Genomic DNA, 23,760 nt, shown 5'->3' on the forward strand with positions numbered 1-23,760 from the left:
GCTACTTGATGCCCTGGAGCACCCGCCGAGGGATGTCGGCCTCGATGAAGACGGTGTAGAGCGCCGGGTCCAACTGACCGGCGTCGGATTCGCGCTTGAGGATGTCGAGCGCGAGCGTGTGCGGCACGGCCTTCTTGTAGGGCCGGTCGCTCGCGGTGAGCGCGTCGTAGATGTCGCAGATGGACATCATCCGGGACTGCACCGGGATGTCCTTCTCCGCGCGGGGGTAGCCAGTGCCATCCAGCTTCTCGTGGTGGGCGTAGGCAATCTCCGGCACGCGACGCAGCGTGCGCGTCCACGGAATCTGGGACAGGAAGCGGTAGGTGTGCTCGACGTGGCTCTCGATTTCGCGGCGCTCCTCGGGAGAGAGCGTGCCGCGGGCGATGGAGAGCGACTGGATTTCGCCGGGCAGCAGCAGCGGCTGGGCCTGTCCGTGGGCATCCACGAAGCGCAGCCCGCCCAGCTCATGGAGGCGCTCGAAGTTGCCCTGCGCGAGCACCGTGGGGCGGTTGCAGGAGAGGATGAACGCCATCACCTCGTCGAGCTGCCCTGACTCGCGCGCGAGCCGCTCCTCCTCTTCGGCCTCGATTTCCGCCAGGTTCGCCTGACCGCGCACCTTCACGGCCTCGATGCGGCGGCGGTAGCTCTGGAGCTGCAGGTCCTTGCGCGCGAGCTGGAAGCGGGCGCGCAGGCCCTCGAGTTCGTGCGGGTAGAGCTTCTCCGCCTTCACCAGCACCGGCTCGCGCACGCCCACCTTGCCGAAGTCGTGGAGCAGGGAGGCGTAGCGCAGCTCCTGAAGCTCGCCCGCGGAGAATCGGGTGTGCGCGTAGGGGCCGGTGGACAGGTGCTCAAGCGCCTGGGCCATGGCGACGGTGAGGTCGGCGACGCGGCCGGAGTGTCCTGCGGTGGTTGGATCGCGAGACTCGATGGCGACGACGGAGGCGGAGACGAAGCCCTCGAAGAGGCGGTTGATGTCCTCGTGAAGGAGGGCGTTCTCGATGGCGCCCGCGGCCTGGGCGCCCAGGGCGAGCAGCAGCTCCTCGTCCTCGGCGTTGAAGCTGGCGTCGCCCAGCTTGTTGAGGGCCTGGATGACGCCCGTCACCTCGCCGCCGGCGTCGCGCATGGGGACGCAGAGGATGGTCTTCGTCTGGTAGCCGCTGGAGATGTCGAACGAGCGGTTGAAGCGGGCGTCGGCGTAGGCGTCGGGGATGTTGATGACGGCGCCTGTCTGCGCCACCTGCCCGGCGACGCCGCTGCCCACCGGGAGGCGGATTTCGTTCTTCGAGCCCTGGGCCACCTTGCTCCACAGCTCGTTGCGCTCGCGGTCCAGGATGAAGAGCGAGCAGCGGTCCGCCTCCACCACCTTGGTGGCCTCGAAGAGGATGAGGGGGAGCAGCAGGTCGAGGTCGCGCTCGGCGCTCATCGCCTTCGCGACATCCAGGATGGACGTGAGCTTCGCCAGGCGGCGGTTGAGCTCGGGCTGTGGGGCAGGTTGAGCGAGCACCAAGCGGCTCCGTGAGAAGCGGCCAGCGGGCCGCGAAGGGCTTCAAAGTTCTAGCACGGGTACACACGTCACTGCCTTGGGGGGCCCACCTGACAGGTCCCCGCCTGTCTGGTGGACGTCGCGCGGCTGTGTTCGGCCTTAGCGCGGGCGCGGGTTGCGGTTATGAAGCGCCGCATGAGCCGACGCCCCGTTCGCATCTCTCCGTCGCTTTTGTCCTGTGACTTCGGCCGCTTGGCCGAGGAGGTCCGCGCCATTGAAGCCGCCGGCGCGGATTGGGTTCACGTGGATGTCATGGATGGCCGCTTTGTACCGAACATCACGATTGGCCCCGTGGTGGTGGAGGCCATCAAGCGGGTGGCGACGAAGCCGTTGGACGTACACCTGATGATTGTGGAGCCGGAGCGGTACGTGGACGCCTTCGTGAAGGCGGGGGCGGACGTGCTGACGGTGCACGTAGAGGCCAGTCCGCACCTGCACCGGACGCTTCAGCAGATTCGCAACGCGGGGGCGAAGCCGGCGGTGGTGTTGAACCCGGGCACGCCGTTGTCGGCCATCGAGGAGGTGCTGGGCGACGTGGACATGGTGCTGCTGATGAGTGTGAATCCGGGCTTTGGCGGCCAGGGTTTCATCGAGTCCACGGTGGACAAGGTGCGCCGGCTGCGCGGGATGTTGGATGCGCGCGGGCTGACGAACGTGGACATCGAGGTGGACGGCGGCATCAACGCCACCACGGCGAAGCGGGTGGTGGAGGCCGGGGCCACGGTGCTGGTGGCGGGCAGCTACGTCTTCGGTGCGAAGGACTACGCGGAGGCCATCCGCTCGCTGCGCTCGTGAGGCGGCGGGCGCGGCGCTAGATGCGGGCGCGCGACACGGAGGAGGCGAGCCGGGCGACGCGGGTCATGAAGGTGGGGTCGAAGGGCTTCACCTCGTAGTCGTCGGCGCCGAGCTCGAAGCAGACGTGGCGGGTGAACTGGTCCTCGACGGCGCTGAGGATGATGACCTTGCAGTCGCGGGTGCTGGGGTCCTGCTTGAGCTGGGCGAGCAAGTCGCGCCCGTCCTGGTGCTGGTTGATGTCCAAAATGATGACGGCCGGCCGGTGCTCACGGGCGAGCTCCAGGACGCGCTCGGACGTGGTGTCCGAGATGCAGTTCAGCCCTGAGCGCTTCCCCTCGCGGGCGAGGGCGGAGACGATGAGGGGCTCGTCATCGGAGATGAGGACGACGGGGGGCGGCGTCATGGCTTCGAGGTGCAACAATGCTGTGCCTGCCTCGTGAAATGAAGCGAGGGGGGGGGAATTATCCGGGAGTACAGGAATTTCTTGGTCTTGTGAAGCAGAGTCGGGACCCACCCGGGAGGGGCAAGGCTGGTGGGTCGCTCGGGGCGGGGCGGGGCGGAAGAAAAGGTGATCCGAGGACGTTGACTCGGCTGGGCGGCTCGGGTACTACCGCCCGCACTTCGCCGGTCCCGAGAAGGACCGTCCGGCGAGGCGACATATCGGGGAGTGGCTCAGCCTGGTAGAGCACTTGGTTCGGGACCAAGGGGTCGCAGGTTCAAATCCTGTCTCCCCGACCACGTCATGAAGCGGGCTGGAGATCGCAAGGTCTCCAGCCCGTTTCTTTTTGGGCTCCCTGCTGTGGTGCCGCTGGCATCCCGATGGATGTCGACCTGGCCGCCGGATGGTTCCACAAGCTGCGCCACCGCGTCCGCGACAAGCTCGCGTCGCGGACGCAGCCAGCCCCCGCCTCAGACGCTGTCGGGCCAGACGAACTCGGACCAGTCGGCCTTGTCGAAGCGCAGCACACGGCCGGTGCCGGTGGTCGCCCACGAGAAAGCCTTGTTGCTGGCCAGCCGTTAGAAGGAGCCCGAGCCATTTGCGCTGACCGGCACCTCCTTGAGCGTGCCATCCACCACCCTGTAAAGCGTGCGGTAGGTGCAGAGGTAGATGGTGCCGTCCAGGGTCGCCATGCCCCAGAAGTCTTCGGTGTGTTCGGCCGTGTTCAGGGGCTGCCAGCCCTGCGTTCCACCGCGAAGCACGGTGCCGGCGCCGCATGCGTACACGAGTCCGTCGTCGTGGCACACCACTTGATGCTGCGCTGCGTGGGTCGGCGTTTCCGGTGAGCGCCATGCCGCGCCATCGAAGTGAAAAACGGCGCCTGCATGGCCCACGGCATAAAGGTCATTCGTCGCGAAGCCATCGATTGCATTGAGGGTCGGGTCGCTCGGGCCGCTGTAGGGCTGGCGCAGCGGTCCCGCTAGGTCCACCCAGCCGCCGGCATCCAGGCGGTACACGGTGTTCTGGCCGCCGCAGGCGTACACGCTCTGGCCAATGCGTCGCAGACCCGAGAGAAAGCCTGCGTGCGGCGGCCGACCCAGCCTGGTGCGTTGCAGGACGTCGTAGCGATAGGTGTCGCCGCTCGCGTAGACACTGATCAGTCGCCGCTGGCGGGCTTCCTCGATGAAGTCGCCGCCACAGGGCGGGTTGTTGATGTCCCGGTTACTCACCACGCCCCACTTGTTCTGCGGCGCCATGATGACGGTCCGCGTCAGCGGCGCATCAGGGTCGGGCGGGTGTTAGAAATGGCAGTACAGCACGCAGCGCTCGTCGGCGCCGTGCAGGGGCGCGAGCTCGTTGAAGTAGAGCGCGGCTGGATGTTTGGGAGTGGCGGGCTTGTTCATGCTCCAAGTCCCGCGCCCGTCGTGGGCACGCTGCTGATTGCACCCTGCAGGCTCGTTCCGTGGGCGCCCGTGCGGTTGACGGTGTCGCCCTCAAGTATAGGACGGATAGGAGCCCTGTTGAGGGCGGTGTGCGGTGGCACGCGGGCTGTGCTCCGTGCTGGAGCAGCGGCTGTACCGCGCGTCGGGGCACATGCTGGCCCAAGTGGCCCATCCATGCGGCACGCCACAGGGACACGGGCTTCCAGGTAATTGGGGATGCTTGAGCTCGACACCACGCGCTCAGGGGTGGACGCTGTTCCGGGGCCCGCTTCGCAGGGCGTGTGGACAATGTCAGGTGCTCGAGAATGGCGCGCGCCCACCGGGGCCGTCAGGTATGCCAGCACCCTTCTACGGCCTCCACACCGAGAATTGGCGAAGACTTTTGGCGCAGCAGTCCGGCCCAATCCAATCGCGGCGTGTGCTCCACCGTCGCAGCCTGGGCCGGGCTCTCCTCCGCCAGTCCCGCCCTGGGCACGGACCTGAGAAGCAGAGGGATGACGAGCTGCTGCGCTTCAAGTCACTGCTGGAGCGGGGACGGGCCACGGGCCACGGGCCACGGGCCGCAAGGCGAAGGCGACGCGCGAGCAGCTCGTGCCGCGGCGAAGGGGAGCCCCGGACACCGTGACGCACCAGGCCACGTGGCTGCGGGGCTCGGTGGAGGAACAATCGCGCGGAGGATTCGAATAAAAATCCCCGGTGGTTCGTCGCGGCGAACCGACGCCGCAGCTGCCAATCGGGGGGACGCAAAGTGACACGAGCCTTGGAGTCGGTGCCACGCGGTTGGGGGCGGATGGGGTGCCTCCTGGGAATGGGGCTGCTGTTGGGCTGTGGAGAGCGCGCCAGCTTGGAGCCTCCACCTCCCACGGCACCACCGGCGGTCGCGCCGACGTATATCGAGGGCGAGCTGCTGGTGAAGTTCCGCGGCGACGTCCAATCGATGTCGCATGCCGCCTCAGCGGCGCTTCCCGGGGCTCAGGTTGTCCACGCGTTTCGCAGGGTGCCGGGCCTTCAGCATGTTCGGCTCCCGCCTGGGATGAGCGTCGATGAAGCCCTGGCGCGCTACCGCGCGGACCCCCAGGTGGCCTTCGCCGAGCCGAACTACGTGCTTCAGTTCGCGGGGCAGCCCAACGACGCGCGTTGGCGTGAGCAGTGGGGCATGCACAACACGGGGCAGACGTTGGGTGTGCCGGACGCGGACATCAACGCGCCCGAAGCGTGGGCGCTGACGCAGGGGCGGCCCCAGGATGTCGTGGTTGTCATCGACACGGGCGTGGACTTCACGCACCCGGACCTCGCCGGGAGCATGTGGGTCAACCCCGGCGAGATTCCGGGCAACGGCATCGATGACGACGGCAACGGCTATATCGATGACATCCACGGCATCGACGCGGCGGATGAGACGCGGACGGCGACGCCCATGGATGTCGACGGCCATGGCACGCACGTGGCCGGCATCATCGCGGCGAGCGCGGGCAACCGCTTGGGCGTCGCGGGGGTGAGCCCGGGCGCGAAGTTGCTGGCCTGCAAGATTGAGACGGCCGAGGGCTATCTCGAGACGGCGGCCGCCATTCGCTGCCTGGACTACATCCTCGACCTGAAGTCGCGCGCAAACCACCCGGTGAACGTCATCGTCGCCAACGCGTCATGGGGCGGCGGATGGTGGGATGCGGCCCTGCTGGACGCGCTCACCCGGATCTCCGCCGCAGGCGTGCTGTTCGTGGCGGCCGCCGGAAACAGCGCCATGGACATGAGCGAGGGCTGGAACTTCCTCCCAGCAGGCTACCACCTGCCCAACATCATCAGCGTGGGTGCCTCCGACGCGCGCGACCGACGGGCGGACTTCTCGAACACCGGACGGCAGCGAGTGGACATCTTCGCACCCGGCGCCTCCATCCTCAGCACGGTTCCGGGAGGGGGCTACGCGATCCATGGCGGCACCTCCATGGCCGCGCCTCACGTCTCCGGGCTGGTGGCGCTGCTGTATGCCCAGGCACCTGAGCGGGACTGGCGCACGGTCCGCAACCTGGTGCTGAGCGGGGGGCAGGAGGTGCCGGAGTTGAAGGACCTCAGCGTCACCGGCCGCCGCATTCGTGCCGTTGACGTCGGTGGCGTGGGCTCGATGAGCTGTGAGAACCAGACGGTGACCCGGCGGTTGGAGCCCTCGGGGGAGGTGGTCAAACTCAGGTGGAGCTCTTCGGTCGACGGCAACGTGGTGACGCTGGCCGCGTTGAACATCCGCTGTGGTGAGTCCGCGGGCCCCGTCACCGTCCAGTTGAGCGCTGCTCCAGAAACCTTGGTGTTGCTGGATGATGGGCAGGGTGCGGACCTGGTCGCGGGGGACGGCATCGCCACCGCGCAGTGGACCCATCCAGGAACGGAGCCCGTGACGTTCTCCTTTCCAGACGGAGACACCTTCACCGTGCTTCCCATGTTCCACCGCCTGTCTGTGTGGAGCGCGGGTGTCTACTGGTTACCCGCAGTCAGGGAGAATGCGTCCTTCATCGCGGAGGTCTGGGGAGACCGGGGGCCGGGGACCTGGGAGATTCAGTGGGACACGAACTTCACCGGTCGCTTCGTCACGGAGGCCAGGACGCGCGTCGAGGCACCCGTTGAGTACGTCTCCGACCCTGTCCGCACGTACACGTTCCTGGTGCCCCACGCGGTCGAGGCGCGCACCGCCGCGGTGCGAATCGTCGGAACGGATGGGGTTGTCTCGGAGATGTTCCAGTTCTCGCTTGATTACGTGCCGGAGTTCCCGTCTCCCGTCGTCCTCGGCGCGGACCCCTTGGTGCCGCAGGTGGGCCATCCTGTCACCCTGAACGCGGCATTCGTTGCGCAGATCCTGACACACCCATGGACGGTTGAATGGGATGTGGCCTACGACGGTGAGACCTTCCGCCCCACGCTGTCGGAGGAGATCACGGAGTACGCCCCCTATGACTCTTGGCGGCGGGGGCTCGCGCATGCCTCCCGCCAACACGTCTTCACCACGCCGGGCATCCACCGCGTGGCCATGCGTGTGGTGGGCGCGGACAGCAATCCTTCGTTCATCAAGACGTGGGGCGCCGAGGTTGTCTGCGGAACACCGTATGTTGAACGGGTGGACGTGGAGAGCGACGGCGTGATGGAGCCCGTCACCGCGACGCTCCGGGCGGAGGCGCACCCCGGCTGTGACACCATCCAGCGCTACCACTGGGATTTTGACGGAGACGGCCAGTTTGATGTCTCCACGGGTGAGCCCTCTATCGTCCATGTCTACCCGGGCAATCCGAAGGGGGCGTCCGTCCAACGCGGACGCGTGCGCGTGGAGTCCGGGGCGGGCACCTTCGATCGGGACTTCGAGGTCCCCATCCAGAACGCCGCGCCGACGGTTGCCCCCATTCCTCGATTGCGCGTGGAGACCCTGGAGACGATGACATACCAGGTGGTTGCCACCGACCCGGCTGGCAATGGGGATGTGCTGACGTACCGAGTGCAGGATGCGCCCGTCTGGGTTCACATCATGCCCACGGGCGTGCTGATCTGGCACGCCCCCCTGACATGGGCCACGGGGCTCGCGAGCGCGACGTTTGAGGTCGTAGTGACCGACGATGAAGGCGCCACGGCACGCACCTTGGTGGAACTGGTGCCTGCCTACAAGCACCCGACACCGCCGCCACCGGTCAAGAAGTCGGGCGGCTGCTCCTCGACAGGTGGTGCGGCGCCCGTCGTCCTGGCCTCGCTGGTCATCCTCCTTCGCCGCAACAGGGAAGGGGCCGCGTCGGTGTGACGCCCTAGCGCCTCGAGCGCCAAGGGCCTTGATGCTTCTTTCGTCGATCGATTCCAGACGACCGGAGCCGCCTTCATGCCCACGGAGTCCACATCGAGTCGCAGCACCCAGACGCCTGTCGCTTCCGAGCTTCCTCGAGGCATCGGGAGGCCTGCGACGAGCTCGCTCGCCGAGGAGGGCATCACGCGGCTCGACCAGGTCACCCGCTTCACGGAACGGGAGTTGCTGGCGCTTCATGGCGTGGGCCCCAAGGCCGTGGGCATTCTCAAGGCGGAACTGGCCGCGCGCGGGTTGTCGCTGGCCCTCGGGAAGAAGTAACGCGGCGCGGTCCGTCACGATTGAGGAGGTACGCACGTCCACTTTCATGCCGTGGCTGACCTGGATGGTCTGCGGTTCTCTCCTCTTCCTGGGCCTCCTCTTCGTCAGTGGGTGGATTCAGGAGAGGGCACTGCGAAGCCGTATCCGCTCGCTACGCTGTCCCGACTGTGGTGGCGGCTACGACCATCCTGATAAATCCTGCCCCTGGAATGAAGATGCCCCCGAGTCCTCCTCCTCCCTCGTTCAAGGTGACCTGCACCGTGTGCGGGCACGTCACCGAGTATGGGGAGGACAGTGCGTCACCTCGGAGCAAACCGCTGGACCGGGCCCGCTGACCTGCTTCCCGTGTTGCTGTGGGAGGCCTGTATCGCACCGAATTGTTGCGACACTCCGTGGGACGTCGTCCGTCCGCGTGGTTCCGTGCCCTTGTCTAGAACGGGGACTTTCCCATGTTCGTGTTGTCCTCGAGGAGCACTTGGACGCGCTTCAGCTCCTCGGGATGTTGCACGCCCACGCGGAGGTTGAATTGAGGGCTGCCAGGATGACGGTACAGCCGTGCCGCCGCTCCTTCCCGTTCGAAGAGCATGTTGTACCGGGGGAAGTGGAGTTGGACGAAGCCCATCTTCTCGAGGAGACGCGCGAGGTCCTCGGCAGTGGGCGTCGAATCTCCGTCCCGGCGCACATAGGGGTCTTGATGAGGGAGCGTCGGCATGCGGACGTGCTCCATGGCCCAAAGGAAGAGCAACTCCCGGAGGCCGATGGCCTCTCGGCGCAGCTTCGTCTTCCAGGAGTCCGCGCCAAATGGCATGCGCACGACCTGGCAGTTTCCTTCTTCTGAAGGAGATTCCAGGTTGAGCCAGTCGTGATGAGGCGCGAGCGGGTCGCGGTCGCCGAAGCTGAAGAGAAGACGATGGGGAGGCAGCTCGCTCTTGGGCGCGACCCGATAGCGTTCGGCCACATCAAGGATGGGGTTGAAGGAGGGCACATGGGCCAGGAGCGGCCAACCAAAGATGTCCTCCAGTTCGTCCATGGCTCAGGCTCATCCCTCGCTGTTGTCACGTCGCGGTTCCGAAATCCGGCGCGCCTCGGAGCCCTCACTCCTCGCGCCCGGGGAGCTCCAAGCTCAGCGCCAGTTTCCGCAGGAGCGCGGCCAGTGCCGTCCGGTCGCTGCGTGACAAACCCTTGAGCAACTGTGCCTCGACGGCCATGTCGGCGCGGAACGCCGCTTCGGCTCGGCTGCGCCCCTCCTCGGTCAGCTCCACCGGCAGGCTCCGCGCATCTCCCTCCGAGGCGGAGCGCCGAATCAGGCCCGCACGGGTCAGCCGCGCCAGCCGGTCGGTCAGTCCCCCCGAGGAAATCATCAGCGACTTGAAGAGCTCCGTGGGGCGCATCCGATAGGGCGGCCCCGAGCGCAGCAGCGTCGCGATGACATCGAACTCGCCCGTGTCCAGGCCCTGCTCCGAGAACACCGCCTCGATGGGCGGGCGCACGCGCAACGTGATGCGGCGGGCGCGCCCCAGGACTTCCATCCCCTGCGTATCGACGTCCGGCAGCTCCCGTGCCCACTGGGCACGCAGGCGGTCGACGTGGTCCTCGGCGCTCTTGCTCATGGTTCGACTCCATTGTCTTGACGTCGAGATAAGTCGACTGCACTATCTCGACATCAAGATAAAGGAGCTTCGGCCATGAGTCTTCGTCCCTTCGAGCCGGCGACAGTCGACCACCTCGTCCTGCGGGTGGCCGACATGGCGCGCATGTCGTCCTTCTATCGGGACGTGATTGGCTGCACGGTCGACCGAGAGGTGCCGCACCTGGGGCTGACGCACCTGCGGGTGGGCACCGCGATGATCGACCTGGTGACGCTGGATGGGAAGCTGGGGCGCGCGGGAGGGGCCGGGCCGGGGCGGGAAGGGCGCAACGTCGACCACTTCTGCATCACCGTGAAGCCATTCAACGAGGCGGCGATTCGCGACCATCTCTCCGCCCAGGGCGTTGCCGTGTTTGCTCCAGGGGAACGCTACGGCGCGACGGGCGATGGCTTCTCGTTCTACATCCACGACCCGGAAGGCAACACCATTGAGTTGAAGGGGGCGTAGGGGCTGTCTCTGATTTCGATAGCGCAGTCCTACTTCCTGCAGTCCAGGTCGTAGCCCGTGCTCCAATCCTGGCCATCCATCTGGTACTGGCCCCGCATCTTCATCACGCCCGGCGAAACGACCCGCTCGGTGTCCCTGATGTTCATCGCACCCATGGGGCCGCTCGACGTTCCGAGCCAGGTCACGCCGTCCGTGGACGAAGACCTGGCGTCACCGCCCATGTTGTCGACGATGACATTTCCCCATTGGCCAGCGGCCGCATCGAACGTGCGATACGCGGTGAACTTGTAGGGGTACTCACCGGAGACCACCGCGAAATCGGCTCGCAGCCAGGCTTTGTCGAGGTCGGGCTTGATATCGAAGGTGACCTCGCTGGGACTCGCGCCGCCGGGCCCATGAACCGAGCCGCGACAGGTCCACGTCCCCACCAACTCCTTGGCGGCATGCGACAACGCGGACTCGGCGGTGACAGGAGGTTCGACCACGGAGGGCTGTCCGGCCTTGAAACCTTCCGGCCCCTTCGCGGAACTGCCTCGACATCCCAACAGACCGACCATGGCGGCGAAGACGACGGCGAACGGGCGGATGAACATGCATTCCTCCAGCAGAATGGCTGTGCAATCCACTGTCATCTAAAGCATGGGCTCCCCCTGAGGTAGAGCGCCGCTTCCGCAGGGATCGGCGGATCCTCCGGTGCGCTTGCATGAAATAAGATGGGCCGCCCGGTCCAGAGAGGGACCAGGCGACCCGAACACGGCTTCGCGGCTCAGTACGTCAGCGAGGACGCCGGCGCCGTAATTCCCGCCGCGACCTCCAGCGACAGGAGCACATCGCTCGTTTCACCCTCGACCACCGTCACCGACTCCGACTGGCTGACGTAGCCCTCCTTGGATGCCACGAGGGTGTAGGTCCCCGGGGCACGTTCTTCAGGGAGAACAGGCCATCGCTGCCCGTGGTGGTCACTGCCCCGGTGTCAAACAGCCTGACCATCACCCCTTCTGGAGGGGCCCCATCTTCCAGTGAAGTCCTCCCCGCGATGCTCCCTGGAATGACCTCGGGGGCTTCCTCGTCTCCATCACAGGCGGGGAGGGTGACAATCGCCAACATGAGCCCAGCAAGCGCGCCCAGTTGATTCAGCTTCAGGGTGTCTTCTCCTGGTCGATGCGCCACGGCCCTTGCGCAGTCCACCCTGCCAAGGTGCGCAACCGGCCTTGCGCACGTGACAGGTGGCGCGATTGACGCGCGAGTTCCGTGGAAACTCGCACTCGCAAGCCAACTTCCCCGGCGGGAGGCGCACCCGAGCGGTGCGACTCACAGCGACGTGGAGAGCTCCGCCATCCACTCGGGTGGATCGATGCGCTTCAGCTCACCGTTGTCCCGCAGGTCGAGACGGCTTTTCGCTGTAGCCAGCAGCACCTGCGCGGGGTCGACCGTGGCGGGCGACCAACCCGTGACCTCCTGTCGCTCGAACACCACCTCATACACATATTCGTCGGCGATGAGCCCCGAGCCCCGTCTTCGCCGCTGCGTGTACGCGGCAACATGAACACGCCGGAGCGTCGGTCCCGCGCCGATGGCGGTGCGCGCGAGGAGCAGCGAGATTCCCGCGATGAGGTGCAGGTAGTCCGCGTTCCGCTCCGCCTTCGTGCGGCGTACGTCTTTGAGCGTGCCGTTCTTCAGCGCGCGTTGCCGCACCTCGGGAATGACATCTTCGATCTCGGGCAGGTCCACGACGACGAATGCACGCGCTGAATCCGGAAGGGCCACCCTGCACTGTGCCTCGAAGGGAAAGTCGAGCTCCTCCAGGGAAGAGGAAACGGTCTCCTCCAGCGCCTCCGGGTCTCCCGCCACAAGCTTTCTGGCCCACGACGCGCGCTCGCGCTCCTGTTCGGGCCATGCAGTGAGCGCTTCTTGAAAGGCCTGATGGTCGCTTTGAAGCGCACGCCAGTGCTCTGGCCATTCTCGCTCGAGCGTCTTCGCCATCAACGCCCGAGTCCCCCGCCTCCAGGGAACCGTGCAGAGCATGACGAAGCCTACGTAAGCCAGGAGGGCAACGAGGACGGACCCGCCCCCCATGGATTCCTGCAGCGCGGCTCCGACTCCGCCAAACACACATGGGAACATCGCCACGGCCAACACCCAGAGCCCAATGGCTGTCCCGCGCCGGTCCTTGCGGATGCGCGCCTCCATGTCATCGACGAACCGACGATGTGCCTCTGCCTCCACGGGCACAGGAAAGGGCGCTCCCTCGAAAGGGCGCTCGGTGCAGGCACGCGCGTAGTCCTCCGAACTTGGCACGAGCGGCATGTCCCGCCAGCAGTCGAGCAAATCCTGCCGGGCGGATTGCGCCGCCGCGACCTGGGCTTCCGCCGCGGCTTGAAGTCGGAGCTGGTTCTCGCGCCGTGCGGTCGCCTCGAGCTGTCTCTGCGTGGGCCCGCGCGCTCTTCCGGAAGAGCGGCTCCCGCCCGAGCTCGAGGTCCAGGACAACCCCGTGCCGGGGATGCCAAGCGTCGTGCGAGTCCCCCGCGACGACAGATTGACCGTCGCGCCTCGACCGCCCAATGACAGTGAGGAACGCCCCAATCCGACATTGAGGCGCACGCCGGGCATCAGCTTCACGCTTCGACGAAATCGGAACGCCATCCGCTTCTCCTGAGGGAATCATGGACCGAGCTCGCTGGGCGAGCATCAAGTCCATCTCCTTTACCGGAACTTCGCATGCGCAGCGTCGCCGCGCGTGCACAGCCGCGCAAGGGCGCCCTCCCTGAGGGGCCTACCACTGCAGGGTGATTCCGCGGCCCAACTGTCCCGGGAGTCAACGCGGAGGGGGCCCCAAGCCCCGGCCAGCAGGACTGTCTGCCTGAGCCGCGTCAGTCGCCTCGTCGTTTCGCACGACCGTCAATGCCAAGCCCCGGCATCCTGTGGCAGTGGCCTCATGCCGTAGATGTGCAGCATTCATGTCCAGGGGCTTCGGCCGGGCTCTGGTCCTCGCCGGCAAACCAAAGCTGGCGAAGATACCGTCGCAGTGATTCTTCCCGCCCAGCACGCCCTGGGGGAGGTCCTGCCGGCGCATTCGCGGGGGGGACGGGCATCGTGGCGGAGGTGTCGGCACGGGCTGTCTCCGGAGTTCACCGAAGCCAGCCCGCGTACGTCTATCCACGCCGACCTACGGATGCTTCGTCACGGGCTGCAGCAGAGCAGCGCGTGGGGCGCGCCATCGGTGGTGCCACGGGAGAGCCCTCCGACGTACCGGCCGGGACCGCACTCGCCCTTCCAGTTGTCGGGGTCCCAGTCACCCGTGGAGGAGGACTCGCGGGAATCCTGGCCGTCGAAGACGCGAGCGGTGCAGGAGTTGTGGGCGACGTTGCCCGGGCAGCACAGCACGGCGGTGATTTCGTTCGTGGTGGTCTGGGCGACACCCGCGACGAACTCGTTGGTACCGCACTCTCCCTTGTAGTAGCCGGGATCCCAGTCGCCGGTGGCCGAGGTGCCGCGGCTGTCGCCGGTGGAGAAGGACCGGGCGTAGCAGCCGTCGTGCGGATAGCGCGAGTCACCGCCGAGGCGGCAGAGCGCGACGCGGGCATTCCGAGAGGTGGGGTTGAGGGACAAACCCGTCACCGGCTCACCGCTGGCGCACTCGGCCTTGTAGGAGCTGGGGGCCCAATCGCCCGTGGAGATGGTGCGGCGCGCATCTCTGTTCTCGAAGTTCATCGTCGCCGGCGCATACAGGTAGACCAGCGCGACGCGGTCGCTGGGGGTGAAGTGTCCTGATTCGACCGAGCGGAAGCAGGAGTTCATGAGCGAACCGCCGACGGACGCCGTCGTCGGCGTGCCCGGGATGTGGATGGCTCCGACTCCTGCGGGACCCTCGTTGCCGCCACTGCCACAACTGATGTTGCGGTTGTAGTAGTCCGTGTGGCGGAAGCCGATGGTGTGGCCAAGCTCGTGCTTGATGACGTGCTTGATGACGTCGACGCCGTAAGAGGAAAGCCCGCCACCGATGTTGACGGTGGGGTACGGCAGCCCGCCCGAGGGGAATCCCGCCGAGCCTCCAACGACACCGGGCTGGATGACCGCGTTGATGGTGGTGCTGCAGCCGGCGCTCGGCGTGCGCGCCATGCTGAAGGTCAGCGGCAGCTCGTTGTACTCCTGGATGGCCAGGTCGAGTGCCGTGCTGAACGCGCCGGTGAACGTCGATCCGCTGATGCAGATCTTCGTCACCGACGAACCGACGAGGTTCGTCGTGCGGTACTGCTCCTCGGTGGTGCTGTCCTGTGCGAGCATCTCGCGTGACGCTGTCAGTGAGACCTCGGCGTCTCGCCCGACATACACCTTCCCATCGACGACCATGATGTCATCGGCCGGAAACCCGGCCTCGACCAGGTTGTCGACGATCTCCTGCGTCTCATCGGGTTGTCCGGCACACCCCAACATCAACGCACCACATCCCACTGCAAGGACGAGACTTTTCGAAAACATGGATGCTCCTTGGGTTGGGGAGAAGTTCACCGGCCCGCGAATGATGTTGAGACTGGAGTTGGTGTATTCGTTCGTGGAATTGCCGCGCCCCCTCGCGCGACAATCATTCCCGGCGGTCTCGCACGGTACGCTGAATGCAGACGACAAATCGACAAAGTCGTATAAGCTGAGCAGGATTTCTATCGAGAGACAGCCGGAGAGGATAGGCACGGTGTTGAGCGCGCTGGTCAGGTGAAACGGGTCCAGGAAGGGGCGCGAGAGGGGACACGTGGGCTGTGCGCCAAGCGGTGGCGGAGGCCGAGCTGCATTTCGGAGCACATGCCATGGAGGAGAATTGCATTGTCCTCGTCTCTGGGCTCTCGGGCGCGGGCAAGTCCACAGTGGCACGACGGCTCGCGGAGCACTCCCCTTGGTCGCATGCCGGCCCAAGCGGCCCAGGGGGGGCGAGGCGGCCTCGTGCGTGGGCGCGAAGTCGTTGGCGTCGAGACCACCGGGAACTTCACCCGGGAGCAGGTGATACTGGCGGCCATGAACTTGTCCGCGAGCGCTTCGGCTGTGGCACCAAGACTTTCGAGGCGCCGCCGCGCAGCCCGGCGCCCGGCTCGGCTTCAGCGAGCAGTCTGAGGCCGAGGACAACGCCCATCAGGTCCGCGAGCGGCTCCTGGCGGCCCTGGGCACTGAGGCCGACTCCGATGACCTCGGAGGCTCCGGCCGGGTGTCCAGCCGTTGCCCGATCGTTGGCCCACTGAATACTTATCTGAGGGCGGTTGAGGCATCGCCCCGAAAGATGGGAGTTTGGAGCTGTGGTTTCCAGCGTAAAACGAGGCCCCGAGAGTTCATTCTCAGGGCTCCGTGATGTTTCGTCAGCGTCGTACTGGTCTGAACTGGCCTTGGTTCGGTAATTGGAAGGATTGGATTTGGCTGTGATGCTTAATACACCTCGCATCCTGCTCCGCGAGCTCACCCTGGCGGATGCCGAGAGCCTTTATCGGCTCAATGCCGATCCCGAAGTCATTCGTTACACGGGGGATGCGGCATTTGCTGATGTTGAAGCGGCAAAAGAATTCCTGAAGAGCTATGACCACTATGAGAAGTACGGCTTTGGTCGCTGGGCAGTGATCCGAAAAGAAGATGGCGAATTCTTGGGCTGGTGCGGAATCAAATACACTCCAGAGGTCGACGAGTATGATGTTGGCTTCCGGTTCTTCAAGAAGTGCTGGGGTGGCGGCTATGCTACCGAGGCTGCGAAGGTCAGTCTCGATTATGGGTTGAACGAACTGCGAATAAAGACCCTGGTTGGCCGTACCATGAAGGCCAATACTGCATCCGTGAGAGTGCTTGAGAAGCTTGGGATGACCTATTGGAAATCCATGGATTTTCATGGTGGTGAATGGGTTGTTTATAAAACGCCCTGAGTGATGGCGAAGAAGGGCCGCAGGAGGGCGATGCCATGTGCGTGCCCTCCACAGGGGACCGTCAGGTATGTCAGCACCCTCCTGCTGCCCCTGCACCGAGAGCAGTCGAAGACATCCCGCGCGAACGTCTGGCGCAGCAGTCCCGCCCAATCCAATCGGGGCGTGCGCGCCCTCGTCGACTCCTCCGTCGCGGCCGGGTGGGGCGCTGCTCCTTCCGCCCTGGCTCCGCCCCTGCTGGAGGGAGCGCGACAGCCTGCGCACGCAGCGTCGAGGGATGCCCCGTGAGCGCCTCGTCCTCGGCCCTCGCGCCAACCACCCAGACCGACGGTGCCTTGGGTTCGAGCTGTTCCAGACGCTCGCGGAAGTGGCACGCGTGCTCACGCGGTAGTGCATCCGGAATGGACTGCTCTTCCAGGTGAAAGAGCGAGTCAACAGCGATGCCCACGTTCACGCAGAAGCGGGCCTCGTACACGGTGTTTCCGTGCGAGCGCTGAACATTAACCTGGGTGGTCTACCCATGGCGGCGAGGAGGGTCATCCGCTGGGTGGCGTCCCTGCAGCGAAGCGAAGACGCTCCCTTAACGAGGTCTGCCCGCTTCGCCACCGGCATCCTCACCGACGGCGCGAGGCAGGCGCCTTCCCGCGCGGAGAAGGCGAAGGCGCGCTCGGCTTCGCTTCGCGGAGCTTCTGGACCATGTCCCAGACCTGGAGCGCCATCCGGACGCTTTTCACGATCCGGTAGCCCTTCTCATTCATCATCGGCGTCCGCGCACGAAGCTGGGCGAGGCCATGCAGCTCCGACTGCTTCACCGAGGATGGCCGACCGAGCCGCCCCTCGTAGACGCGGTAGTGCGTCCCCTTCGTCCGCTCTTGGAGGATGAACTGCGTCGACTTGGGGACCATGAACACGGTGACGTTCTTGGGGTACTCCAGCGGAGGACGACGAGGCGCACTCACGGGCGCGCGCTTCGCCGGAACTTTCATTGTGGGCACAGGCGGCACGTCGGGAGGAGGGTCGACGGTGATGGTGCCCTGCTCGTAATCGACCACGAAGGCGTAGGCGGTTCCGGCTTCATCGATGAAGTCCGCCCGGCCTTGAGTCCGCCCCGGACGCTTCACGACGAAGCGTCCCAACTCATTCAGCAGTTGGCGCAACTGCTTTCCACCAGGGCGCGCCCAATACCCTTGCATGCCGCAACCGTCGAAGACGGAGAAGGTGAAGCGAGGAAGCCCATCCGCATGCCGCTTGAGCGGCACGTCCAGTTCTGCCGACTGGTAGTCCTTGGGCCCCGGGTCCTCGTACCAATCGCAGACCAGCTCGGCCCAATCGTTCTTTCGTCGGAAGGGCTCCAGGTGTGCGCGGAGCGCGTGGTCATCGAGGTGGATGTTTCGCTCACGCTGGAAGTAGCTCAGGTTCGACATGCCGTGAAGCTACTCGTACGCAGAGACTCATGCCGAGTGGAAAAGCCCAGCAAACACTCCGGATTGCTGTGAGCTTGGCCCGGTTCTGTGTCCCTCCCGCACTGCGTGTGGTTCCCGTCGGACGCAAGGGCGGAGGCGGCAGACGTCCTGCAGGGCGAATGCACCCTGGGAATGGAAACGCTGTATTCCCTTCCTGGCTGTCGCCTGGAGCGGGTGACGCTCAAGTCCTCAAGATGGATGAGGTAGGTGTCGAACCTCTCGTCCCAGGGCTTCAGCGCGCCGCTCCCCTTCATGCCACTCCCTCCTGTCCTTCTTCTACAGTGCCAGGTAGGCGTGGACCAGGAGTGGCCACGCCTACAGCCCGTCCTTGCAGAAGTGCGACTCGTAGTCGTCGGCACAATGGCGACGAGCGGCTGCGACACGACCTCGGGGCACATGACGGCCCACTTGGCCCACCCAGGCAGCAGGCCGCAGGGACGCGGGCTTCCAGGTCACTCGCGTTGGGGGCCTGGATGCCCCCTCAGGTGCAGCCCTCTCCCTGGCTCCAGTTGACCCCGCTTCCTCGTATTGCGCGGAGGCACACCTCCTGGCACAAGGTCTCGTAGATGCCGATCCAGCATGAGATTTGGAAAGTGGGAGCGTCCCCGACTCCCTTGGTGCGGACCCGCCTCGACTCCGAGCAGCAACTTGAAGAGATGATCGTCAAGGAGCCGCGCATCCTCTCGGATCAGTGGATGCTCATCGGTCGGCAGGAGGCCACGTCGCATGGGGGGCGAATCGATTTGCTGGCCATCGCGCCGGACGCATCCCTCGTGCTCATCGAATTGAAGCGGGACCGGACACCGCGTGAGGTCGTCGCACAGGCGATTGACTATGCCTCATGGTTGGCGGACCTCGGCGCCGACAGGCTCGCCCAGATGTATGAGCGGTTGTCTGGAGGTGGCAACCTGGGGGAAGCGTTCAAGCAGCGATTTGGCAACGAACTGGATGAGGGCGCGCTGAATCAATCTCACCAGATTGTGATTGTCGCCGCTGAAATGGATCCCTCCACTGAACGAATCATCGACTACCTCAATGCGCGCGACATCGCGATCAATGCGGTCTTCTTCCAGGTGTTCCAAAACGGGACCGAACGCTTGCTCAGTCGCGCCTGGCTCATCGATCCGGGGGAAACACAGGCAAACGTTGCCGCTTCCACTCGAAGTCAGCGCGAGAGGGAGCCGTGGAACGGGGAGTTCTACGTCTCTTTCGGCGACGCGAGTTCGCGGAGCTGGGAGGATGCGGAGAAGTATGGCTACGTGAGTGGCGGCGGCGGAAGCTGGTACAGCCAGACGCTCAAGCTGCTGTCCCCCGGAGACCGCGTCTGGGTCAAGATTCCCAGGAAGGGTTACGTCGGTGTCGGCCGGGTGGTGGAGTCTGCCCAGCCTGTGGGTACCTTCGACGTGCAGACAGTCGAAGGTCTGCGGCCTGCCCTCGAGGTGCTACAGCACGCAGAGAGGTACCGGGCGACAGCCGACGACCTCGAGAAGGCGGAGTATTTTGTCAGGGTGAAGTGGCTGGACACCGTTCCTGACTCGCGCGCGATCAACGAACTCGGGCTGTTCGGCAACCAGAATACGGTGTGTCAACCGACCACGCCGAAGTGGCGCTTTACTGTCGAGAAGCTGAAGGCGCACTTCCCTCGGTGGAATGCCCCGGCCGATACCGTTGGCCCGTGAGGGGCATGCTTGACCGCGATACCGCTGCTCGATGGCACTGTTCGGCTGCGCCCATGGACCGTGGGCGCCCGTCGTGCCACCCTTCCGGTCGCGGTATCTCCCCGCCCGTCGAGGTGCTCCCCATGCCGAAAACGATGACGCTGTCCCAGGTGATGAAGCAGCTCGAGAGCGAAGGCGATGAGAAGGTGCGCCAGCGCTACGTGCGAGATGGGGTGGTCGACAATGTCTTCGGCGTGCTGCTCGGCAAGCTTCGTGGGCTGGCCGCGACGTTGGGGACGAACCACGGGCTCGGACTGGAGCTGTGGGAGACCGGCAATCACGATGCGCGCATCCTCGCGTGCATGCTGCTCGACCCAGCGGCGCTCACTGAGAAGGAGGCGCGCGGGCTTCTGGAGCCACTCTCGAACGCAAACCTGGTCGACGAACTCGTCAGTCGTCTGCTCGTGCAGTCGCCCGTCGCTCCCAAGCTCCAGCAGAAGTGGAGAGACAGCCGCAAGGAACTCCCGCGCCGCGCCGGATGGAAGCTGCTTGCCGGGCGCATCGCGCGAGGACTCGAGAAGGAGCTCGACGTCGGCGCGACGTTCGCTCGCATCGAGCGTGAACTCCCGGATGCACCGTACCGGGTGAAGGAGGGTCTCAACTTCTGCCTGGTTTGGATCGGCCTCCACCTGCCCGAGTACACCGCGGAGGCCATTGCCATTGGCGAGCGTCTCGGTCGCTGGGACCCGCGACCGATTCCGAAGGGGTGCACTTCGAGCTACGCACCGGAGTGGATCGCCGCGTCGCTCGCGCTGCGGAAGGGCGAGAAGACCGAAGCCCGAAAGACGATGGAAGCGGCATCCGCGAAGGCGAAGGTGAAGCGCAAGGAAGGGACGCCGACGGCGGCGAAAGCGAAGGTTGCTTCGGCAAGGAAGAAGAGCGCGGCGAAGAAGCCATCCACCAGCGCTCGAGCGCGTTGACGTCAGCGTGCGCAGGGGATGGCCAGGGCAGGGGGCGCTGCCCATTCGCCTTGAGGCTCACGAGTGCTCTGTCCGTCCTTCGTGAATCAGAGGGCCTGGCGCGACTCCTTCAAGAGCTGGGACTCCGGCACGGCCCGGAGCCCTTTGTCCAGGATCCGCCGGGCCGAAAGCGTCTTGCCTTTCCTGCTGAGCAGATATGCCAGCGCCCAGTATCCGCGAATGTTCTGGGAGTCCAACCGCAGACATTGGACGAACTGGCGGGCGGCGGCGCGCGGCTTGTTGGCCAGGTCCAAGGCGTGCCCGAATTCAAAGCGAAAGCCTGCTTGCTCTGGCTGGAGTGACACGGCTCGCTCGTGCGCGACGACAGCCTCCTGGGTCTGACCCAACGCCAGGAGTGCCAACCCCAAACCATGCCACGCCTCGGCTGGAGGCCGGGGCTGATGGATGAGCGACTGATAGAAGAGGCGGGCTCCGGCAAAGTCGCTTCGCGAAACCGCCGCCGCGGCGCGCACCAACGTGACTTCCTGCTGGACCGCCGCCCCTTTCACCCTCGACAGGAGTTTCTCTGCCTGTTCAGGCCGGGACTCCAGGAGGGCCACCTTGGCGGACACCAACAACGACTCCTCATGGCCTGGATTCTGGGCGAGTTGGTGCGTTGCGGCATCCAATGCCTCTTTCCAGCGTCCCTCCTGCAAGAGCCGACTCATGGTGGACAAAGACAGTCTCCCAGGTGGACGTTTCCGTCTGGCTGATTTGCGTGGCTGGATTCTATATGGAAGCCTGGGGTCAAACCAGCCAGAGGAGAGGACATGCCGTCATCCGTAGGACGTTCCCCTGGACCCCGCCCCGTGGTCTCCACGGCCCCGGTCTCGACACCGCGTGCGGGCCGTCCGCCCACCGCCCAGACCGCCGCTGCATCCCCTCGAGCCGCCTCATCGGCCCGCAACCAAGACGTGTCCGACTTCACTCATTCGGATGCACGGCGTGCAGACATCGCCCGGCAAGCGAGGGAGAATCCGAGCTGCTACGCAGGCATGGTCACCCCTGTCAATGGCACGTTGCACATTCTGAGAGTTGGCATCTCACCCACCTCGCACGGGAGTGTCACGGACAACTTGCAGCAGGTGCACCGGGGAACCATTCCTCAGTACGAGGCGCACAATCGAGAGGCCCGCACGTTCGCCAATGACATGGTCCAGAGCTATCTTCGCGGGAACATCGTGCAAGGTAAGGTTGAAGAGATGGGCGTGATGCTCAATCTCTTGGCTGGCGTTGGAATGAGGGCGCTGGATGCAGCCCAGTCCGCGGGCGTTCCACTGGCCGACGACGTCGCCAGACTGGTCTGTGCCCCATTCAGCCAGAGAGCGCCCTAGTTGAGCCTGCGGTCGTAATGACTCTGGGCACGGGCGCGCGCGAAGACGTGCCCCCGGCAATGTCATCAACTCGCCCCCTTCTGTTGGAGTCAGGTTGGTGCTGCTCCGGTGAATGCGCTGGAGCAGCGCCTTCGCCTGCTCGAGGTGCGGCGCTGCGCTCCCTCGCGCGTCACAGCCTCCAGGGCTGGCAGGTCCTCGCCCCGTGGAACATGCGCGTGAGGGTACGGCGCACACCTCATCACGCGGGCTTCAGATTTCCATCCAAGGCCGGGCCACATCACCTGGGCTGCACCACCCCATTCAGACAGGAACGAATGTTCCAGCCCCTGGGTGAATGTCGCGTGGCGCGCGCCGGTTCGCGTTGCTGCTGCATCGCGACTGACGCTAAAGCCCGTCGCGTTCGCGGAGCGCATCGACCTCAGGGCAGGGCCCGGCTCCGGCGACGGGAGAGCACATGCGAATCTCGGCAATAGGCTGGTCCAGTCTGTGGTGCATCGCGCTGTTCGCCTGTGGTGGCTCCTCCGGAAGCGCGGACACCGCGGAGCGGAGCGGGGGCACGGAGGTTCTCGCGGAGGCTCGGACCTTGACGTGCGCCACGCTCCAGGTGGAGAGCGGCGCCATCGGCTCGGGGCAGAGCGTCCAGGGGCTCCACACGCAGACGCTGTCGGGCACGCAGGACCGCTGGACGGAGTACGTCGAGTTCTTCCCCGGTACCTCCGCCACGTGCACGTACGCGCTCCCCGCGGGCGTGGGGCCCTCGGACGTCCTCTCCGCAGAGGTGGGCATCAACTATCGCGGCCCCGCCACGGCGCAGATGCGCTGGCTGTTCGAGGCGTGGGACTACACCGCGGGCGCCTGGGTGCTGGTGGGCGACAACGCCTTCGCGCAGTCCTGGCGGTGGACCGCCACGTCGCTCGCGCTGACGACGCCCCAGCGCTTCGTCAGTGGAGGCCCGGTGCGGCTTCGCTACCGCACGACGTCCACGGCGGATGCGTCGCTGCTGGACCTGCTCGTGGTGCGCATCCAGGTCGCGGCCTCGGACGCGGGGACTTCCACGGACGCGGGAACCTCTGTCGACGCGGGGACGTCCACGGACGCGGGAACGGGGACCGACGCTGGCATGCCGCCCGTGCAGTGGGAGGGCGTCAACAGCTTCACCTACCAGCTCACGAACTACCCCCAGGGGCGGCTGGACATCATCGCCAACTCGAAGTTCGACCTCGCCATCGTCGACCTGGCGCGTGACGGCTACACGAACTGGTTCACCGCCGCGGAAATCACCGCGCTCAAGAGCCGGGGCAAGCAGGTGCTCGCGTACTTCGAGATTGGCGCCATCGAGGACTTCCGTCCCGAGTGGTCCCAGGTGCCCGAGGACTTGAAGCTCGGCCCCGTCAGCGGCTGGCCCAACGAGCAGTACGTGAAGTACTGGGACGAGCGCTGGTGGCCCATTGTCCAGGGCCGCATCGACCAGGCGCTCGCGGCGGGCTTCACCGGGTGTTACATGGACATGGTGGTGACGTACGAGGAGATTCCCGCGAACTCCGCGGGCACCAACCGCGCCGACCTCGCGCGAAAGATGGTGGCCCTCATCGAGCGCATCAGCCTGTACGCCAAGGCGCGCAATCCTGCCTTCAAGGTGATGCCCCAGAACTCACCGGAGCTGGTGGATGTCCCCGCCTACCTGCCCGCCATCGACGGCCTGGGCATGGAGGACATGTATTGGTCCGACGACAGCCCTTGCAGCTTTGGCTGGTGCGAGGAGAACCGGACCAACGCCGCCCGGGTCCGCGCGGCGGGCAAGTTGGTGCTTTCCACGGACTACGCCGTCCAGCCCGCGAACATCGCGGACGCCTATACCCGCTCGCGCGCGGCGGGTTTTGTCCCCTACGTCTCGGTGCGCGCGCTGAATCAGATGACGGTGAACGCGGGGTGGGACCCGCAATAGCGGCGCTGTCCGTCCGGCGCTCCTCCACGGAGAGGTGGGGCGCCGGTC

At 65.7% G+C, this 23,760-nt stretch carries 19 protein-coding genes, 1 tRNA gene and 3 pseudogenes; 10 read left to right on the forward strand and 13 right to left on the reverse strand.

Annotated features, from left to right (window positions below):
- Position 1: 1 nt before the first annotated feature.
- Complete coding sequence (locus A176_RS02930; RefSeq protein WP_002636866.1) at positions 2–1,504, reverse strand: GAF and HD-GYP domain-containing protein; 1,503 nt, start codon at positions 1,502–1,504, stop codon at positions 2–4.
- Positions 1,505–1,678: 174 nt separating this feature from the next.
- Between A176_RS02930 and rpe the strand changes: the two genes are divergently transcribed.
- Positions 1,679–2,338 carry a ribulose-phosphate 3-epimerase gene (gene rpe / locus A176_RS02935; RefSeq protein WP_002636865.1) on the forward strand — a complete coding sequence of 220 codons (660 nt, stop codon included), beginning with the start codon at positions 1,679–1,681 and terminating at the stop codon, positions 2,336–2,338.
- 16 nt (positions 2,339–2,354) lie between these two features.
- On the opposite strand, the gene A176_RS02940 is transcribed toward rpe, so the two are convergent.
- A complete protein-coding gene (locus A176_RS02940; protein WP_002636864.1) occupies positions 2,355–2,741 on the reverse strand; it encodes a response regulator in 387 nt (128 codons plus the stop codon).
- Between the two features lie 258 nt (positions 2,742–2,999).
- Between A176_RS02940 and A176_RS02945 the strand changes: the two genes are divergently transcribed.
- Positions 3,000–3,076: transfer RNA gene (locus tag A176_RS02945), tRNA-Pro, on the forward strand.
- 279 nt (positions 3,077–3,355) lie between these two features.
- Here A176_RS02945 and A176_RS02950 read toward each other — a convergent pair.
- Positions 3,356–4,033, reverse strand: coding sequence for a beta propeller repeat protein (locus tag A176_RS02950; protein ID WP_002636863.1), 678 nt, complete (start codon positions 4,031–4,033; stop codon positions 3,356–3,358).
- Between the two features lie 994 nt (positions 4,034–5,027).
- Between A176_RS02950 and A176_RS02955 the strand changes: the two genes are divergently transcribed.
- Both A176_RS02955 and A176_RS02960 read left to right on the forward strand, forming a co-directional pair.
- The gene (locus A176_RS02955; protein WP_021781145.1) at positions 5,028–7,988 is read left to right on the forward strand and encodes a S8 family peptidase; all 2,961 of its coding nucleotides are present in this window, start codon (positions 5,028–5,030) and stop codon (positions 7,986–7,988) included.
- A gap of 75 nt (positions 7,989–8,063) precedes the next feature.
- Complete coding sequence (locus A176_RS02960; protein ID WP_002636861.1) at positions 8,064–8,306, forward strand: helix-hairpin-helix domain-containing protein; 243 nt, start codon at positions 8,064–8,066, stop codon at positions 8,304–8,306.
- 430 nt (positions 8,307–8,736) lie between these two features.
- Here the strand turns inward: A176_RS02960 and A176_RS39575 are convergent, their stop codons facing one another.
- Together A176_RS39575 and A176_RS02970 are read right to left on the reverse strand one after the other, a co-directional pair.
- On the reverse strand, positions 8,737–9,336 hold the full coding sequence (locus A176_RS39575) for a hypothetical protein (RefSeq protein WP_002636859.1): 600 nt from the start codon (positions 9,334–9,336) through the stop codon (positions 8,737–8,739).
- A 64-nt stretch (positions 9,337–9,400) separates the two neighbouring features.
- Positions 9,401–9,916: a MarR family winged helix-turn-helix transcriptional regulator gene (locus tag A176_RS02970; RefSeq protein WP_002636858.1), complete on the reverse strand. Its 516-nt coding sequence runs from the start codon at positions 9,914–9,916 to the stop codon at positions 9,401–9,403.
- Positions 9,917–9,991: 75 nt separating this feature from the next.
- Here A176_RS02970 and A176_RS02975 point away from each other — a divergent pair, with 75 nt between their 5' ends.
- On the forward strand, positions 9,992–10,402 hold the full coding sequence (locus A176_RS02975; RefSeq protein WP_002636857.1) for a VOC family protein: 411 nt from the start codon (positions 9,992–9,994) through the stop codon (positions 10,400–10,402).
- Positions 10,403–10,431: 29 nt separating this feature from the next.
- Here A176_RS02975 and A176_RS02980 read toward each other — a convergent pair whose 3' ends face one another.
- The 5 genes and pseudogenes from A176_RS02980 to A176_RS40955 all read right to left on the reverse strand — a co-directional run bounded on the left by A176_RS02980 (position 10,432) and on the right by A176_RS40955 (position 14,881).
- On the reverse strand, positions 10,432–10,995 hold the full coding sequence (locus A176_RS02980; protein WP_002636856.1) for a DUF1579 family protein: 564 nt from the start codon (positions 10,993–10,995) through the stop codon (positions 10,432–10,434).
- A gap of 173 nt (positions 10,996–11,168) precedes the next feature.
- Positions 11,169–11,318, reverse strand: a pseudogene (locus A176_RS40745) (hypothetical protein); the annotation flags it as partial.
- Between the two features lie 395 nt (positions 11,319–11,713).
- Positions 11,714–12,592, reverse strand: coding sequence for a hypothetical protein (locus A176_RS02985; protein WP_226994446.1), 879 nt, complete (start codon positions 12,590–12,592; stop codon positions 11,714–11,716).
- 297 nt (positions 12,593–12,889) lie between these two features.
- A pseudogene (locus A176_RS41125) lies at positions 12,890–13,045 on the reverse strand (DUF4236 domain-containing protein); the annotation flags it as partial.
- Between the two features lie 537 nt (positions 13,046–13,582).
- A complete protein-coding gene (locus tag A176_RS40955) occupies positions 13,583–14,881 on the reverse strand; it encodes a M57 family metalloprotease (RefSeq protein WP_021781143.1) in 1,299 nt (432 codons plus the stop codon).
- Positions 14,882–15,807: 926 nt separating this feature from the next.
- Here A176_RS40955 and A176_RS37765 point away from each other — a divergent pair.
- Positions 15,808–16,296, forward strand: coding sequence for a GNAT family N-acetyltransferase (locus tag A176_RS37765; protein WP_226994369.1), 489 nt, complete (start codon positions 15,808–15,810; stop codon positions 16,294–16,296).
- Positions 16,297–16,366: 70 nt separating this feature from the next.
- Here A176_RS37765 and A176_RS41130 read toward each other — a convergent pair.
- Positions 16,367–16,786 (reverse strand): annotated as a pseudogene (locus tag A176_RS41130) (DUF4304 domain-containing protein); the annotation flags it as partial.
- A gap of 121 nt (positions 16,787–16,907) precedes the next feature.
- Positions 16,908–17,717 (reverse strand): hypothetical protein, encoded by an 810-nt coding sequence (locus A176_RS03000; RefSeq protein WP_002636852.1) that lies wholly within the window; start codon positions 17,715–17,717, stop codon positions 16,908–16,910.
- Positions 17,718–18,373: 656 nt separating this feature from the next.
- Here A176_RS03000 and A176_RS03005 point away from each other — a divergent pair.
- Together A176_RS03005 and A176_RS03010 are read left to right on the forward strand one after the other, a co-directional pair.
- The gene (locus tag A176_RS03005) at positions 18,374–19,435 is read left to right on the forward strand and encodes an endonuclease NucS domain-containing protein (protein ID WP_226994370.1); all 1,062 of its coding nucleotides are present in this window, start codon (positions 18,374–18,376) and stop codon (positions 19,433–19,435) included.
- A 122-nt stretch (positions 19,436–19,557) separates the two neighbouring features.
- Positions 19,558–20,394 (forward strand): DNA alkylation repair protein, encoded by an 837-nt coding sequence (locus A176_RS03010; protein WP_002636850.1) that lies wholly within the window; start codon positions 19,558–19,560, stop codon positions 20,392–20,394.
- Between the two features lie 86 nt (positions 20,395–20,480).
- Here A176_RS03010 and A176_RS03015 read toward each other — a convergent pair whose 3' ends face one another.
- On the reverse strand, positions 20,481–21,101 hold the full coding sequence (locus A176_RS03015) for a tetratricopeptide repeat protein (protein ID WP_049872224.1): 621 nt from the start codon (positions 21,099–21,101) through the stop codon (positions 20,481–20,483).
- Between the two features lie 408 nt (positions 21,102–21,509).
- On the opposite strand from A176_RS03015, the gene A176_RS03020 reads away from it, so the two are divergent.
- Both A176_RS03020 and A176_RS03025 read left to right on the forward strand, forming a co-directional pair.
- Positions 21,510–21,767 carry a hypothetical protein gene (locus A176_RS03020; RefSeq protein ID WP_144429491.1) on the forward strand — a complete coding sequence of 86 codons (258 nt, stop codon included), beginning with the start codon at positions 21,510–21,512 and terminating at the stop codon, positions 21,765–21,767.
- A gap of 454 nt (positions 21,768–22,221) precedes the next feature.
- Positions 22,222–23,712: an endo alpha-1,4 polygalactosaminidase gene (locus A176_RS03025; protein ID WP_021781142.1), complete on the forward strand. Its 1,491-nt coding sequence runs from the start codon at positions 22,222–22,224 to the stop codon at positions 23,710–23,712.
- Positions 23,713–23,760: the final 48 nt, after the last annotated feature.

Source organism: Myxococcus hansupus, from assembly GCF_000280925.3.
Classification (GTDB): domain Bacteria; phylum Myxococcota; class Myxococcia; order Myxococcales; family Myxococcaceae; genus Myxococcus; species Myxococcus hansupus.